Origin of the sequence: Alloalcanivorax marinus (genome assembly GCF_016906305.1) — a bacterium.
Lineage (GTDB): Bacteria > Pseudomonadota > Gammaproteobacteria > Pseudomonadales > Alcanivoracaceae > Alloalcanivorax > Alloalcanivorax marinus.
Genome location: NZ_JADDOL010000002.1, coordinates 154573 through 170243 on the forward strand (window position 1 = coordinate 154573; position 15671 = coordinate 170243).

The window sequence follows — 15671 nt, forward strand, 5'->3', positions numbered from 1 at the left end:
CTCACAGATCCGGCGTGGCGTCCGGTTCGTCGTCGCCGACGCCGAAGATATCCCGGAACGAGGCGTAGACGGACACCGTGGTCAGGGCCAGCAAGAACAATGCGAACACCAGGGACAGGAAACCGCTGAACAGGCCCACCAGCAGCATGGCCAGGCTGTCCGCGCCGAACAGCATGTTCGCCCCTGCCAGCAGCACACCGAGCAACGCCGCCAGCAGCAGCAGGAACAGCATCGGCACCAGGCCGTACCAGAGCATCGGCAGCCAGTTGCGCAGCACCGCCGTCAGACTTTCGCCGAGTGCCGCCAAGGGCCGGCGGTCGCCAAAGAACACCAGCGGTACCTGGAACCAGATCATCGCCATGTAGGGGATCGATATCGCCACCATGATCAGCGTGAGCAGCGCCACCTTGATCATGCCCATCTGCCCGAACGCCGCGGCGGAGGTCGGGTCCAGGGGTTCGCCCTGGAAGCCGGCGGTGAACAGGGCGGCGATTTCCGGCCCGAACAGCAGCAATACCGCCACCACCATCAGCAGCGTGAACAGAACCTGCAGCCCCACCTGGGTCAGACCGGTCAGAAACAGGGGCCCGGTGCGCTGGGAAAAACCGACGAACAGCTGACCGAAATCGAACTCTTCATCGTGCCAGCGCCGCCAGGCCAGCTGATGCAGCCCGGCCACCAGCACCGGCCCGATCAGCGTCGGCGCGAAGTTGCCAAGCACCGGCACGAACAGACCAAGCAGACTGATGCCCATGATCACCGCCATGAACACCAGCAGGGCCAGGCACCAGAGCACCCGGTTGGCGGCGGTGAGCGCCCACGCCCGCCGCCACCACAGCCAGCCATGGCCGATCGGCCGGCGCCGGGCGGCGCCGACCCGCTCGGGGCCGGGACCGACGGGACCGCCCAGGTCCGCTTCCGGCCCCTGGTAGGGATTGATCATGACTCGGTCAGAACCTGTTTAAAGGACAGATAGAAGGCACCCGCCAGGATCGGCATCACGAACAGCCAGCCCAGCAGCGCCGGTAGCGCCGCCAGCGCCACGATCACGGTGGCCACCAGACCGTAGACGACCATCGGGATCAGGTTCTTGAGGCAGGCCTGGAAACTGAGTTTCAGGGCCCGGCCCGGGCCGGTGTCGGTGAGCATCACCAGCGGCACGGTGAAGTAGAACAGAAACGCCACCAAGGTGACCACGACCACCGCCACCAACATCAACACCAGGAACAGCCCGCCACTCAGGCTGCCACCGGTTGCTCCCGGATCCATACCCGACAGCGCGCCGGCGCCCAGCGTCATGACCATCAGGCCACCGACCAGCAAACCGATGGCCAGGAACACGCCCAGCTGGGCCAGTGACAACAGCAGCAGCGGACCGGTGCGCTGGGAAAAGCCGGCGAACAGATCGGTGAAATCGGACTGGCCGGTGGTGTCGATGCGATGAAACATCTTCACCAGGCCGCCGTACAGCAGCGTCATCAGAAACGGCTGCGCCAGCGGGCCGATCAACGGAATGAACTGCAACACGGTGGTGATCAAGAAGATCAACACCAGGGCCCCGATCACCACGCCCCAGTGGCCGGACAGCAGCTTCATGCCGTCACCGATCCAGGCCAGCGCTTCGCCCACGGTCACCTTGCGGGGCTCGCTCAGTTGCATGTCCCCCGGGGCCGTCGCGCGGCCAACGACATCAGCTTCCGGTTGTTGATACGGATTAACATCACTCATGGGTAGCTTCCCTTGCTTTCAGCAAATAAAAAAATAACGACTCAAACGCCGGCCACTTTCATCGGGGCCAGCAAAAGGGAGCCGGAGGCAATGTTGCCGCGACGGTCCACATTGGTCCCGCTCCCCTGAATGCCGGCAAACATGTCCCCCAGATTTCCGGCAATGGTAAACTCTTGAAGCGGCTTCTGTATGACACCGTTCTCAATCCAGAAACCGGCGGCGCCCCGCGAATAATCCCCGGTCACCAGATTGACGCCCTGCCCCATCACCTCGGTGACCAGCACGCCGGTGCCCAGGCGCCGGATCAGCGCCGCCTCGTCCTCGCCGGTGTCGGTGATGGACAGATTACGCACGCCGCCGCCGTTGCCGGTGGGCGCCATCTCCAGACGCCGGGCCGCGTACAGGCCCAGCGCGTAACGCTTGAGCACGCCGTCCTCCACGAACGCCTGGGCGCGGGTGGGCAGGCCGTCCGCGTCGAACCCGGCGGAGCCGTTGCCGCCCACCTGCAGCGGGTCCTCACGAATGTCGATGCCGGCGGGAAAGAGACGCTCGCCGAGCCGGTCGCGCAGGAAGGAAGCGCGCCGGTACAGGGTGCCGCCGCTGATCGCCGACACGAAATGCGCCAGCAGAGTGGCGGCGATTTCCGGCGACAGCAGCACCGGCCACTGGCCGGTGGCCGGCACCTCGGCGCCCAGCCGCGCCAGGGTGCGGCGGCGCGCTTCCTCGCCCACCTGCTCCGGCCCGGCCATGCGGTCGGCCTGGCGGTTGCCGTCGTACCAGTAGTTGCGCTGCATGCCGTTGGCGTCCTCCGCCACCACCGCGCAGCTGCGCGAATGGAAGGTGCCGGCGTGGCCCTGCAAAAAGCCGGCGCTGGTGCCCAGCACCTGCACGCTGACGCCGGTGCTCACCGACGCCCCTTCAGAATTGACGATGCGGGCATCGTCCCGGGCCACGTTTTCACAGCGCAGTGCTTCCTCGATGGCCTGTTCGGTGGTCAGCGCCCAGGGATGGTACAGCCCCAACTCCGGCTCCGGGCCGGCCAGCTGATCCGGTTCGGCGAGCCCGGCGAAGGGGTCCTCCTCGGTGTGGCGGGCGATGGCGCAGGCGGCGGCCACCGCGTCGCGCAGGCTTTCCGGGCTGTCGTCGGAGGTGCTGGCGTGGCCCTTGCGCTGGCCGAAGAACACGGTCACGCCCAGGCCGCGGTCGCGGTGGAACTCCACCGTCTCCACCTCGCCCAGGCGCACGTCCACGGACAGGCCCTGGGCCAGATTCAGGCGCGCTTCGGCGGCGCTGGCGCCCTGCCGTTTGGCTTCCTCGAGCACGCGGGCGACGACGTCGCGGGCGGCGGCGAGGGAATGAGGACCGAGATCAACTGTCGCGCTGGCGTTTTCGGACATAAACTAAGGCTTTCTCTTCCGCGTTGACGATATGACCGAGTATAACGATCCCCTGCCGAGCAAGACACGCCGCAAACTGGAAATGCAGGAACTGCAGGAGGTGGGCCTGGAGCTGATGGCGCTCAAGGCCGGCCAGCAGGCGCGTCTGCCCCTCAATGACCCGCTGCGCGCGGCCCTGGAGGAAGCGCGCCGCATCCAGCATCCGGACGCGCGCCGCCGCCACGCGCTGTACGTGGGCCGGCTGATCAGCGATTCCGACCCGGACACGCTGCTGGCCGCCCTGGCCGCGCTCACCGACCCGGTGCGCCAGCAACGGCTGCAGCAATGGACCGAGCAGGTACTGGCCTGCGAGGGCCCCCGCGACGCCGAGCCCATCGTGCAGCAGATTCTTCAGTACTATCCGGAGGGCGACCGCCAGGCGCTGCGCAATCAGGTGCGCAATCTGATCAAGGCGCGCCCGGCCGGCGAACTGCACGAAGCGGACGCGGAACAACGCGCCCGCCTGAAGCGCGAGCGCAAGCGCTTCGTGGGCCTGCTCAACGAGCTGGACAAGAACAGTCCGCTTTACTGAGCCTGGTCTTCCCAGGGGCGCGGCGGTTCCACCACCGTTTGCACCACCGGGTCGTCCAGATCCCAGCCGCCGCCGATGGCGGCGGCCAGGCGGATCGAGGCGTTCAGCCGGTCGGCCAGAATCCGCAGTTGGGCGCGCTGGGCCTCCAGCGCCAGATCCTGGGCGCTGGCCACCTCCAGAAAGGTGACCATGCCGGCCCGGTAGCGGTTGGTGACCACCCGCAGATTGTCCCGGGCCAGGGCCAGCAGCGCGTCCTGCTGCTCGCTTTGCCGGGTCAGAAAGCGCAGCGCCGCCAGGGCGTCCTCCACTTCCTGCAGACTTTCCAGCACCGTTTGCCGGTACAGCGCCACCTGCTCGTCGTACTCGGCCAGGGCCAGGTCGTTGGCGGCCCGGCGGGCGCCGCCGTCGAACAGGGTCTGGGCCAGGGACGGTCCCACCGACCAGACCCGCACCGGCGCGTCGAGCAAATCGCCGAAGCGGTCCGCCTCCACGCCATAGGACGCGGACAGCGTCAGCTCCGGCAGCCAGGCGGCCCGCGCCACGCCGATGCGGGCGTTGGCGGCGGCCACCTGCCGTTCCGCCACCACCACATCCGGGCGGCGGCTGATCAGTACCCCGGGCAGGGTCGCCGGCAGGGCCGGCACCGTGGGCAGCCGGTCCGCCGGTGCCAGGGCGAACTCCGAGGGCGCCCGGCCAATCAGCACGGCGATGGCGTTCTCCTCGGCGGCGCGCTGATTGCGCAGGTCGGACAGTTCGGTGCGCAGGGACTGGCTCTGGGTCTGGGCCTGGATCACATCCGAGCGCGCCACGATGCCGGCGTTGTATTGATTACGGGTCAGTTCCAGCGAGCGGTCGTAGGCCTCCATGGTCTGCCGCAACAGCGCCATTTGCCGGTCCAGGGCACGCAAGCGCACATAGCTCTGCGCCAGCGAGACACGCATGCTCAGCCGCACCGCCGCCAGGTCGGCGGCGCTGGCCTGCAGACCGGCCCGGTCCGCTTCCACCTGGCGCCGCACCCGGCCCCACAGATCCGGCACCCAGTTGAGATTGAACCCGGCGCTGTAGGACTCGGTGATGCGACCGCTACGCACGGTGCTGCCGGTGACCACGCTGCGCGACTCATCGCTGCCGCGCCGCTGCCCCTCCACCGAGGCACTCAGCACCGGGCTGTAACCGCTGCGGGCATCGGCCCAGCGCGCCTCGGCGGCGCGGAAACGGGCCTGAGCCTGGGCCAGGGTCTGGTTGGCGGCGGCGGCCTGATCCAGCAGCCCGGTGAGCACCGGGTCGTCGAACGCCCGCCACCACTCGCCACTGGCGGCCCAGCTTTGTGGCGGCACCGTGCGCCAGCCCTGCTCGTGTTTGAAGTCCGCCGGCAGCGGCGCCGCCGGACGTTGATAGTCGGGCCCCACGGTGCAGGCGGCCAGCAGCAGGCCGGCGGCGAGAAGCGAAACGGTGGGCAGGGATCGGCAAAGACTCATGGGGCGGCATTCACGGTGTCGGAGGAACCGGCGCGGCGCAGGGACCACTGCCGCAGCCGTTCCAGATACAGGTAGACCACCGGCGTGGTGTACAGCGTCAACAACTGGCTGAAGGCCAGTCCGCCGATGATGGTGATGCCCAGCGGGCGACGCAACTCCGAGCCTTCCGCCAGCCCCAGCACCAGCGGCACGGCGCCGAGCAGGCCGGCCAGGTTGGTCATCAGGATCGGGCGCAGGCGCAGCAGCGCCGCCTGGCGGATCGCCGCCGGCGGCGCCAGCCCCTGGCGGCGCTGGGCGGCCAGGGCGAAGTCGATCATCAGAATGGCGTTCTTCATCACGATACCGATCAGCAGGAACAGACCGAGCAGCGCGATCAGGCTGAATGGCGTGCCGCTGAAGCGCAACGCCAGCAGCGCGCCGACCCCCGCCGAGGGCAGCGTGGACAGAATGGTCAGCGGATGCAGGGTGCTTTCATACAGCACGCCGAGCACCAGATAGACCGCCACCAGCACCGCCAGAATCAGCATCGGCTGGCTCAGTTCGCCGGTCAGCTTGGGCCCGCTGTCCTCCGGGGCCACGTGCACCTCGGTGGGCAGCATCACCCGGTTGAGCATGGCGTCGATGGCGGCCTGGGCCTCGGACAGCACCACCCCCGGCGCCAGCGCGTAGCCGATGCCCTGGGAGGCGAACTGGCCCTCGTGGCGGATGCGGTCCGGCGCCATGCCGTACCGCCAGGTGGCGAAGGTGGACAGCGGCACCCGCTGGCCGTCGTCGGTGAGCACCTGCAGCTGGGCCAGCACCGAGGGGTCGGCGGTGTAGCGCGGGTCCAGCTCCATCACCACCCGGTACTGGTTCAGCTCGTCGTAGAGGGTGGCCACCTGGCGCTGGGAAAACGAATTGTTGAGCACCGAGGCCACCGTTTGCATGTCCACGCCGTAGCGGCGCGCCACCTCCCGGTCGATGTCCAGGGTGATCTGCCGGGTTTCCTCGTTGCCGGCGTCGTCCACGTCGGTGAGCTCCGGCAGTTGCTGCATGGCGGTGGCCACCTTGCGGCCCCAGGTGTCCAGGGCTTCCAGGGAATCGGAACGCAGGATCAGTTCGTGCTCGCTGCGGCTGAACGGGCTGGACAGCATGATGTCCTGGTCCACCATCAGGAACAGGAAACCGCCGGGCACCGGCGGCGCCGTGGCGCGCAGCCGGTCCACCACCTGCTGCGCGGACACGCCCCGTTCCGCCCGTGGCTTGAGGCGGATGGTGAGCTGGGCGTTGGTCAGGCCCCGGTCGCCGCCGGAGGTGCCGGTGACGTCCGCCACCGCCGGATCGTCCAGGATCTGTTGCCGGAACGCCTCGATCTTGGGCTGCATCACCTGGAACGAGAAGCCGTCGTCGCCGCGCACGAAGCCGCGGATCTGCCCGGTGTCCTGCTGCGGCAAGGTGGTCTTGGGAATCGCCACGTACAAATACAGGTTGCCGCCGATCACCGCCGCCAGCACCAGCATCGTCAGCACGCCATGGCGCAACGCCCAGTCCAGGCTGGTGGCGTAGGCGTCGCGCAGATCGTCGAACAGGGCGGCGCTGCGCCGCGCCAGCCGTCCCGGCGCCCGGCGGCTTTGATCGGTGAGCCAGCGCGCGCACAGGCTGGGCGTCAGGGTCAGCGACAGGGCCAGGGAAATCAGCATGGCCGCCGCCAGGGTCAGGGAAAATTCCCGGAACAGTTTTTCCACCACCCCGCCCATGAACAGGATGGAGACGAACACCACCACCAGCGCCAGATTCATGGCCAGCAGCGTGAAACCCACCTCGCGGGCGCCGGTGATCGCCGCCTGCATCGGCGGCAGGCCCGCCTCGCGATGGCGCTGCACGTTCTCCAACACCACGATGGCGTCGTCCACCACCAGACCGGCGGCGACGATCAGCGCCATCAGCGACAGGTTGTTCAGGGAGAAGCCGTAGAAGTACATCACCGCGAAGGTGCCGATCAGCGACACCGGAATCGCCACCGACGGAATCAGCGCGGTGCGCACGCTGCCCAGGAACAGCCACACCACCAGCACCACCAGCAGCACCGCGATCAGCAGGGTGGTCTGCGCCTCGCTCAACGAGGCGCGGATGCCCGGCGAGCGGTCCATCACCACGGTGAGCTGACTGTCCGCCGGCATCAGCGCGCGCAGCGCCGGCAGCTCCTGGCGAATGGCGTCGATGGTACTGACGATGTTGGCGCCGGGCTGGCGGCTGATTTCCACGATCACCGCCGGGCGCTGATTGTGGAAGCCGCTGGTGTAGCGGTTCTCCACCGAGTCGGTGACGGTGGCCACGTCGTCCAGCCGGGTGATGGCGCCGCCGTCGGCGCGCAGCACCAGGGGCCGGTACTCATCCGCCCGGTCCAGGGCCCGGCTCAGGGTCAGGTCCCAGTGGCGCTCGCCCTGCTCCACCGCGCCCAGGGGCTGCAGGGCGTTGGCGGCGCCGATGGCGTCGCTGACCTGATCCAGGGCGATGCCCCGGGACACCAGCGCGCCGGGATTGAGCTGCACCCGCACCGCCGGCAGCGAGGCGCCGTCCACCCGTACCTCGCCGACGCCGCGGATCTGCGCGATCTTCTGTGCCAGCACCGTGGAGGCGGCGTCGTAGAGTTGCGCCGGGGACAGATTCGGCGAACTCAGCGCCAGCCCCATGATCGGCGCCTGGGACGGATTGATCTTGCGGTACTGGGGGTTGCCGGGCATGCCGGCGGGCAGCTGGCCGCGCACCGCGTTGATGGCCGCCTGCACATCGCGGGCCGCCTCGTTCAGGTCCCGGTCCAGCTCGAAGATCAGGGCGATCTCGGTGGAGCCCTGGCCGCTGCGCGAGGAAATCGAGGTGACCCCGGAGATGCTGCCCAGGGAACGCTCCAGGGGCGTGGCCACGCTGGCGGCCATGTTCTCCGGGCTGGCGCCGGGCAGATTGGCGCTCACCGTGATCACCGGCAGGTCCACCTGCGGCAACGGCGCCACCGGCAGCATCCGCCAGGCCAGCAAGCCGCCCAGCACCACCGCCAGCGCGATCAGCACGCTGGCGATGGGCCGGGCAATGAACAGCGCCGCCGGGTTCACCGCGCCGGCTCCGCCCGGCGCCGCGACAGCCGGTCAAAGAACAGATACACCACCGGCGTGGTGAACAGGGTCAGCACCTGGCTCACCAGCAGGCCGCCCACCATCACCAGCCCCAGCGGCTGGCGCAGCTCGGCGCCGGAGCCGCCGGCCAGCATCAGCGGGATGGCGCCGAACAGCGCCGCCAGGGTGGTCATCAGGATCGGCCGGAAACGCAGCAGCGCGGCCCGGTGGATCGCCTCCCGGGGCGCCAGCCCTTCGTGACGCTGCGCGTCCAGGGCGAAATCCACCATCATGATGCCGTTCTTCTTGACCAGCCCGATCAGCAGCACCACCCCGACCACCGCGATCAGGTCCAGGGGCCGGCCGGTAAGCAGCAGCGCCAGCAGCGCGCCCACCGCCGCCGACGGCAGCGTGGACAGGATGGTGATGGGATGAATAAAGCTCTCATAAAGCACCCCCAGCACGATGTACATCACCACCACCGCCGCCAGGATCAGCCACAGGGTATTGGCCAGGGAGGCGCGGAACGCCTCGGCGGCGCCCTGGAAGCGGCTGTCCACCTGGGCGGGCAGCCCGATGTCGCGCTGCACCTCCTGAATCGCGTCCACCGCCTCGCCCAGGGACGCGCCGGGCGCCAGATTGAACGACAGGGTGGCGGACGGAAACTGACCCTGGTGGTTGATCTGCAGGGCGCCGTGGCGCTGGGTGACCCGCGCCAGGGTGGCCAGCGGCACCGGCTCGCCGTCGGCGTTGCTCACATAGGTGCGCTCCAGCGCCGGCAGCCCTTGGGCGAAACGGGGATCCGCTTCCAGGATCACCCGGTACTGGTTGGACTGGGTGAACAGGGTCGCCACCTGACGCTGGCCGTAGGCGTTCTGCAGGGCGTCGGCGATGTCCGCCACGCGGATGCCGAGCCGGGCGGCCCGGTCCCGGTCGATGTCGATGTAGGCCTGGGCGGCGCGCTGCTGCAGATCGCTGGCCACGTCGCGCAGTTCCGGTCGTTCGGCCAGCGCCGCCACCAGCAGCGGCACCCATTCCTCCAGCAGGTCGCTGTCCGGCGTGGTCACGGAAAACTGATACTGGGTGCGGCTGACCCGGTCCTCGATGCTGAGCTCCTGGACCGGCTGGAACCAGGCGCGGATGCCCTCCACCCCGGCGGCCCGTTCGGCCAGACGCGCCATCACCGTTTGCACCGATTCGTCCCGGTCGCCGTGGGCGGGCAGATTGATCAGCATGCGGCCGCTGTTGAGCGCCGTGTTGGTGCCGTCCACGCCGATAAAGGACGACAGGCTGGCCACGCCCGGGTCCGCCAGCAGCGCCGAGGCCAGCCGCTGCTGGCGCTCGCCCATGGCCTGGAACGACACGCTTTGCGGCGCCTCGGTGATCACCTGGATCACGCCACTGTCCTGCACCGGGAAGAAATCCTTCTTCACCGCCAGGTACAGCAAGCCGGTGAGCGCGATGGTCGCCAGCATCACCATCAGGGCGGCGGTCTGCCGCGCCAGCACCCAGGTCAGCGCCCGGTCGTAGCGGTCCAGCACCCGGTTCATCAGCGACGGCGCGTCCGGGTCGTGCCCCGGCGGCCGGCGCAGCATGCGCGCGCTCATCATCGGCGTCAGCGTCAGCGAGATCAGCAGCGACAGGCCGATGGCCACCGCCAGGGTCACCGCGAATTCATGGAACAGGCGCCCCACCACGTCGCCCATGAACAGCAGCGGAATCAGCACCGCGATCAGTGACAGGGTCAGCGACACCAGCGTGAAGCCGATTTCCGAGGCGCCGCGCAGGGCCGCCTCCAACGGCGACGCGCCACGCTCCCGGTGGCGGGCGATGTTCTCCAGCATGACGATGGCGTCGTCGATCACGAAGCCGGTGGCGATGGTCAGCGCCATCAACGTCAGGTTGTTGATCGAGTAACCGGCCAGGTACATGAACACGAAGGTGCCCACCAGCGACAGCGGCACCGCCACGCTGGGAATGATGGTGGCCGGCACGCTGCGCAGAAACGCGAAGGTGACCAGCACCACCAGGCCGATGGCGAACAGCAGCTCGGTCTGGGTGGCGCGCACCGAGGCGCGAATGCTTTCGGTGCGGTCGGTGAGCACCGCCACGTCCACCGCCGCCGGCAAGGTGGCGGTAAGCTGCGGCAGCAAGTCCCGCACGCTGTCCGCCACCTCGATCACATTGGCGCCGGGCTGGCGCTGGATGTTCACCAGCACCGCCGGTTGCGCGCCGGCCCAGGCGGCCAGAAAGCGATTCTCGGCGCCGTCCACGATGGTCGCCACGTCACCGAGACGCAGCGGCACGCCGTCCCGCCAGGCGACGATCAGATCGCGGTATTCCGCCACCGAGCGGATCTGGTCGTTGGCTTCCAGCATGGTGCTGCGGAACGGTCCGTCGAAGCTGCCCTTGGGCTGGTTCACGTTGGTGGCGGCGATGGCGGCGCGCACCTCCTCCAGGCTGACGCCGTAGGCCGCCAGCGCCATGGGGTTGGTCTGCACCCGCAGGGCCGGCCGCTGGCCGCCGGCCAGACTCACCAGGCCGACCCCGGACAGCTGTGCCAGCTTCTGGGCGATGCGCGTGTCCACCAGGTCATGGACCTCGGGCAACGGCAGGGTGGCGGAGCTGATCGCCAGGGTCAGAATGGGCGCGTCCGCCGGGTTCACCTTGCGATAGATGGGTGGCGTGGGCAGGTCCGTGGGCAGCAGGTTGCTGGCGGTGTTCATGGCCGCCTGCACCTCCTGCTCGGCCACCCCCAGGTCCATGGCCAGATCGAACTGCAGCGTGATCACCGAGGCGCCGGCGGCGCTGGTGGAGGACATCTGTTTGAGGCCGGGGATGCGCCCGAGCTGGCGCTCCAGGGGCGCGGTGATGGTGCGCGCGGTGACCTCCGGCCCGGCGCCGGGCTGGAAGGTAAAGACCTGGATCACCGGGTAGTCCACCTGCGGCAGCGCCGCCACCGGCAGCAGCCGCCAGGCCAGCAGGCCGGCCATCAGCAAGGCCGCCATCAGCAGCGAGGTGGCCACCGGACGCAGGATGAACGGGCGCGACAGACTCATGGGCGCGTCTCCGCCCACCGCGCGCCGCGCCGCCGCCGGTTCTCCGGGCGCCGTGCGCTCACGGTTGCGCGTCCGCTTCCGTCACCACCTCACGGCCTTCGCGCAGCCGGTCCAGCCCTTCCAGCACCACCTGTTCGCCGCCCTCGAGCCCGGACTCCACCGCCACCCGCTCGCCCTCCGTGGGCCCCAGGGTCAGGGTGCGCAGGGTCGCCTTGCCGTCCTCCACCAGATACACGTAGGTGCCCTGGGAGCCGTACTGCACCGCGTCGGTGGGAATCACCACCGCCTCGTCCAGGGCGCGCAGTTTCAGGCGCACATTGACGAACTGGTTGGGGAACAGCACGCCGTCGGCGTTCTCGAAACGGGCCTTGAGGCGCAGGGTGCCGGTGGCGGTGTCGATGCGGTTGTCCACGGTGGTCAGTTCGCCGGTGGCCAGCACCCGGCTTTCGTCCCGGTCCAGCGCTTCCACGGTGAGCGGGCGGTCGTCGCCCCGGGCCTCCAGCAGTTCCTGCAGGCGGGTTTCCGGAATGGTGAATTCCACCGCGATGGGCGCCATCTGGGTGATCGTGACCAGGCCCTCGGTGTCGGCGCTGCTCACCAGGTTGCCGGGGTCCACCGCGCGCAGCCCCAGGCGTCCGGAAATCGGCGCCTCGATGCGCGTCCAGGACAGCTGCAGCTCCGCGTCGGCCACCGCCGCCCGGTCGGTGGCCACGGTGCCTTCCAATTGCTCCACCAGGGCCTTCTGCTGGTTGAGCTGCTGGCCGGCGATGGAATCCTGGCGGTCCAGCAATTGGTACAGCTCCAGGTCTTCCCGGGCGCCCTTCAGTTCCGCCAGGTCCCGCTGGTACTGGCCGCGGGCCTGGTCCAGCGCCACCTGATAGGGGCGCGGGTCGATGCGCGCCAGCAGGTCGCCTTTCTCCACCCGGGCCCCTTCCTCGAAGTCCGCCTCCAGCAGCAGGCCGTCCACCCGACTGCGCACCACCGCCGTATTCAGCGAGGTCACCGTGCCGATGGCGAGCACCTCCACGGTGAGCCGGCCGGTTTCGGCGCGCACCGTGCTGACCGCCACCGGACCGTCCCAGGCGGCACCCCGATGGCCGCCCGGCACGCCACTGCCGGGAGAGCGGCCCAACAGCCACCACAGGCCGAGCACCACCAGCAGAAAAACGAGCGCGAGCACCCAGCGACGCCGGGGGACGCCCGGCCGGGAAGGACGAGAGGATTCAGACATGAAATCGGACCAGCTCGGGAGCGGTCGGCCCAGCGGCCGGCCCACCCTTCAACGTTTTAGCGACGCACGGACCCCGGCGCCCCCGCAAAAATGATAATGAGTTGCATTTTAGGAACGCCCGCCGCCCACGGCAACCGCGTCCTGACAACCTGTACAATCACCTTATACGATCACGAAAACGCCGTCCGGTTCAGCGCTCCGCCGAAGCGGTGGCGCCATCGGCCTGGATCGGCGGCCCCTCGGCCACGCGGACGCCCGCCACCGCCTGGGTCACGGTGACCCCCATCAGCAGCCACATGGGCAGCAGCCAGTCGCCGGACAGGTCATAGAGCGCGCCCAGGGTCACCGGGCCGGTGGCCGCCAGCAGATAGCCCAGCGACTGGCACATGCCGGACAGCCCGGCGGAGACCCGGGCGTCGGCGCCGCGCACGCCCATCAGGGTCAGGCCCAGGGCGATCATGCAGCCCTGCCCGAAGCCCAGCAGCACCACCCACAGCACCGGCGCGGTGAGCGGCGCCGCCAGCAGCCCCACCATGCCGATCAGCGGTGGCAGCTGCAGCAGCCCCACCGCCAGCCGGCGGCGCCGGCGCAGCAGCGCGAACAGCAGCGGCGCCAGAAAGTTGGCCGGCATGCCGGTGATGGTGAACAGGGTCAGCAGGCGGCCGGCTTCGGCTTCGCTGACGCCGGTGTCCACATAGAATTTGGCCAGCCAGGCGGTGAGCGTATAGAACAGCAGGCTCTGGGAGCCGAAGAACAGGCTCAAAATCCAGGCGTCCCGCTGCCGCCACAGAGAGGGACGGGGCAGCGCCACGGTGGCCCGTGACGGTTTGAAACGCAGCATCGGCAACCAGGCCAGGGCGCCGACCAGGGCCACCACGCCGCTGGCCGCCAGGGGCCAGCGCCAGTCGCCCTGGAACAGGTCGCGCACCGGCACCGCCAGCGCCGCCGCCGCGGAGGCGCCGCAGGACATGGTCACCGAATAGAGCGCGGTAACCGCCGCCACCCGATGGGGGAAACGCTGCCGCACCAGCCCCGGGGTGAGCACGTTCATCACCGCGATGGCGGCGCCCATCACCAGGGTGCCCGCCACCATCAGCCAGTAGAAACCGAAGGCCCGGGCGATCAGACCCGCCAGCAGCAGCCACAACACCATCAGCAGCGCCCGCTCCAGACCCAGCCGGTCGCCCAGGCGCGGCGCGAACAGCGACAGCACCGCGAAGCACAGCAGCGGCAGGGTGGTCAGCAGCCCGAGGGCGGCGGCGTCCAGGTTCAGATCCTGGCCGATGCCATCGGCCAGCGGCCCCAGCACCACGATGCCGGTGCGCATATTGGCCGCCAGCAGCATCAGGGCGGCGAGAAAACCCAGCAAGGGCCCGCTGCGGCGCAGGGCGCCGGGGGCCCGGGAGGAAGGCGACATGCAAGGCCTCGAACGGGATGTAGTAAATACTTAAAAGTGCGAGGCGCAAGGATAACGCAAAACGGTTGACGCTTGCCTCCCGATTGCGGTTTTTCTGGCGATCCGTCCCGTTCAGCGGCTGCGCGCGGTACTGGATATTGGTGTGCGGGTAGGGGGCGGCGCCGCGCCGGGCGACCGGATCAGGGCCGGCGCCACCAGTCCAGGAACGCCTTGCCCAGGTACACGTCGGGCCGGGACCGTTGATCCTCTTCGATGCCCTGCTCGGCCTCCAGGGCGGCCACCTGGTCGCTGGCCGCCTGAAACAGGGCCTCCGGGTCGTCCGGCCCGCGCTGCTCCAGGGCCTCGCCGTAGAGCGCCTCACTGAACCAGGTGCGGTCGGAGTGGTCGCCACAACCGAACGAGGTGCGGTCCGCCGCCGCCGCGGTGAAGATCAACCGGCGCCGGTCCGCCAACGGCTCGATCCACTGGCCGGAATAGCAAGCCGACACCACCAGCCACAGCCAGCGCGGCCGCAGGTCGTCCAGCCATTGCGCCAGGTCCGCCGGGCCGATGTCGTTGAGACGCAGCCCGGGCTGGTTCAGCACCAGGGCGCCGTCCCGGCCACCGTGGCTGACCAGATGCACGAACACCAGATCCTCGTCCGGGTCGGCGATGGCGTCCAGGGCGGCCAGCGCCTCCCGCAGGCTGGTGCGGGTGGCGAGCGGGAAGCCGCCATGATCACCGTTGGCCAGGGTCAGCACATGGCCCTGGGGCTGCCAGCGCGCGCCCAGCCGTTCGGCCACCCACTCCACTTCTTTCTGAAAAACGGTCTGGCGGCCGTCACCGCCCACCAGCAGCACATAGATATCGCGCTGCCCCGGCTTTTGCGGCACCAGCGCGGTGAGCGCCCGCTGCAGACGCCGTTCCTCGGAGTACAGACGCTGCTCCACACGCTCGGCGCGCTGCCGGCGACGTTGCTGGTCGCCATCCGGCGCGGTAAAGAAGTCGCCGTTGACGAAGAACCCCTGCCGGCTGTTCTCCTCGCCGTCGTCGTTCACCGTGATCAGGCGCCCGGGCCCGTCGAGGGTGCCGTGGCGGAAGGGGCCGCGCCGCCGTTCGCCGTCGGCCAGGAACAGTTCGCCGTCGCCGTGAAACAGTCCGTCCTGGAATTCACCCTGGTACACCCGCTGATCGTTCAGGCGGTATTCCCCCTGAACGATCTCCCCGTCGGCGAAGGTGCCGCGGTAGACGCCGCCGTCCGGCGCGGTCCAGGTGCCCTCGCCTTGCGGCTGCCAGTCACGCAGTTCGCCTTCATAGACGCCGCTTTCCGCATAGGTCACCCGGGCGCGCACCGGCTGCCCGCCGGCGAAGGTGCCTTCATAGACGGTGTCCTGGCATTGATAGCGGCCTTCGCCCTCGGGCTGGCCGTTGACGAAGGCGCCTTCGTACACACAGCCGTCCGCGTCCTGGCGGCGCCCCTGCCCCTGCATCACCCCGCCCACGAAGCCGCCCTCGTAACGGCGTCCGTCGGGCCAGGTGAGCGTGCCCTGGCCGTGGAAAAGGTCGTCGCGGAGTTCCCCCTGGTAGACGGCGCCATCGGGCAGGCGGTAGTCGCCGGGCAGCTGCTCGGGCCCGCAGGCGGCCAGCAGCGCCACGCCGATACCCAACATGGCGACAATAAAACGGCGGTTCATGGTGCCCCCTGTTTATTCTCGTTCGGGT

The 15671-nt window shown here is 69.3% G+C and carries 10 protein-coding genes; 1 reads left to right on the top strand and 9 read right to left on the bottom strand.

The window, feature by feature from the left end; all coding sequences use genetic code 11:
- Position 1 precedes the first annotated feature (1 nt).
- From IM760_RS02295 to pmbA, 3 genes are all read right to left on the bottom strand, one after another.
- Positions 2–943, bottom strand: coding sequence for a BPSS1780 family membrane protein (locus IM760_RS02295; protein ID WP_204426946.1), 942 nt, complete (start codon positions 941–943; stop codon positions 2–4).
- Positions 940–1659, bottom strand: coding sequence for a BPSS1780 family membrane protein (locus IM760_RS02300; RefSeq protein WP_239549557.1), 720 nt, complete (start codon positions 1657–1659; stop codon positions 940–942). Before IM760_RS02300 ends, IM760_RS02295 begins: the two co-directional genes overlap by 4 nt.
- Positions 1660–1769: 110 nt before the next feature.
- Entirely contained in the window at positions 1770–3125 is a 1356-nt protein-coding gene (pmbA, locus tag IM760_RS02305) for a metalloprotease PmbA (protein ID WP_204426948.1), read from the bottom strand.
- Positions 3126–3156: 31 nt separating this feature from the next.
- Here pmbA and yjgA point away from each other — a divergent pair, with 31 nt between their 5' ends.
- Positions 3157–3696, top strand: coding sequence for a ribosome biogenesis factor YjgA (gene yjgA, locus IM760_RS02310; RefSeq protein ID WP_204426949.1), 540 nt, complete (start codon positions 3157–3159; stop codon positions 3694–3696).
- On the opposite strand, the gene IM760_RS02315 is transcribed toward yjgA, so the two are convergent.
- The 6 genes from IM760_RS02315 to IM760_RS02340 all read right to left on the bottom strand — a co-directional run bounded on the left by IM760_RS02315 (position 3690) and on the right by IM760_RS02340 (position 15643).
- Complete coding sequence (locus tag IM760_RS02315) at positions 3690–5174, bottom strand: efflux transporter outer membrane subunit (protein WP_204426950.1); 1485 nt, start codon at positions 5172–5174, stop codon at positions 3690–3692. The two genes, yjgA and IM760_RS02315, sit on opposite strands and share 7 nt — an antisense overlap.
- Positions 5171–8263 carry an efflux RND transporter permease subunit gene (locus IM760_RS02320; RefSeq protein WP_204426951.1) on the bottom strand — a complete coding sequence of 1031 codons (3093 nt, stop codon included), beginning with the start codon at positions 8261–8263 and terminating at the stop codon, positions 5171–5173. The genes IM760_RS02315 and IM760_RS02320 overlap by 4 nt, the downstream gene beginning before the upstream one ends.
- On the bottom strand, positions 8260–11322 hold the full coding sequence (locus tag IM760_RS02325; RefSeq protein ID WP_204426952.1) for a multidrug efflux RND transporter permease subunit: 3063 nt from the start codon (positions 11320–11322) through the stop codon (positions 8260–8262). Before IM760_RS02325 ends, IM760_RS02320 begins: the two co-directional genes overlap by 4 nt.
- A 58-nt stretch (positions 11323–11380) precedes the next feature.
- On the bottom strand, positions 11381–12502 hold the full coding sequence (locus IM760_RS02330) for an efflux RND transporter periplasmic adaptor subunit (RefSeq protein ID WP_338021358.1): 1122 nt from the start codon (positions 12500–12502) through the stop codon (positions 11381–11383).
- A 241-nt stretch (positions 12503–12743) separates the two neighbouring features.
- Positions 12744–13970 carry an MFS transporter gene (locus tag IM760_RS02335; RefSeq protein ID WP_204426954.1) on the bottom strand — a complete coding sequence of 409 codons (1227 nt, stop codon included), beginning with the start codon at positions 13968–13970 and terminating at the stop codon, positions 12744–12746.
- A 179-nt stretch (positions 13971–14149) separates the two neighbouring features.
- The gene (locus IM760_RS02340) at positions 14150–15643 is read right to left on the bottom strand and encodes a C13 family peptidase (protein ID WP_204426955.1); all 1494 of its coding nucleotides are present in this window, start codon (positions 15641–15643) and stop codon (positions 14150–14152) included.
- Between the last annotated feature and the right edge of the window lie 28 nt (positions 15644–15671).

What these genes read in the sequence shown, in the direction of transcription:
- IM760_RS02315 (WP_204426950.1), bottom strand. Translation starts at nt 5,174, where the DNA reads ATGAGTCTTTGCCGATCCCTGCCCACCGTTTCGCTTCTCGCCGCCGGC.
- pmbA (WP_204426948.1), bottom strand. Translation starts at nt 3,125, where the DNA reads ATGTCCGAAAACGCCAGCGCGACAGTTGATCTCGGTCCTCATTCCCTC.
- yjgA (WP_204426949.1), top strand. Translation starts at nt 3,157, where the DNA reads ATGACCGAGTATAACGATCCCCTGCCGAGCAAGACACGCCGCAAACTG.
- IM760_RS02335 (WP_204426954.1), bottom strand. Translation starts at nt 13,970, where the DNA reads ATGTCGCCTTCCTCCCGGGCCCCCGGCGCCCTGCGCCGCAGCGGGCCC.
- IM760_RS02300 (WP_239549557.1), bottom strand. Translation starts at nt 1,659, where the DNA reads ATGCAACTGAGCGAGCCCCGCAAGGTGACCGTGGGCGAAGCGCTGGCC.
- IM760_RS02325 (WP_204426952.1), bottom strand. Translation starts at nt 11,322, where the DNA reads ATGAGTCTGTCGCGCCCGTTCATCCTGCGTCCGGTGGCCACCTCGCTG.
- IM760_RS02295 (WP_204426946.1), bottom strand. Translation starts at nt 943, where the DNA reads ATGATCAATCCCTACCAGGGGCCGGAAGCGGACCTGGGCGGTCCCGTC.
- IM760_RS02340 (WP_204426955.1), bottom strand. Translation starts at nt 15,643, where the DNA reads ATGAACCGCCGTTTTATTGTCGCCATGTTGGGTATCGGCGTGGCGCTG.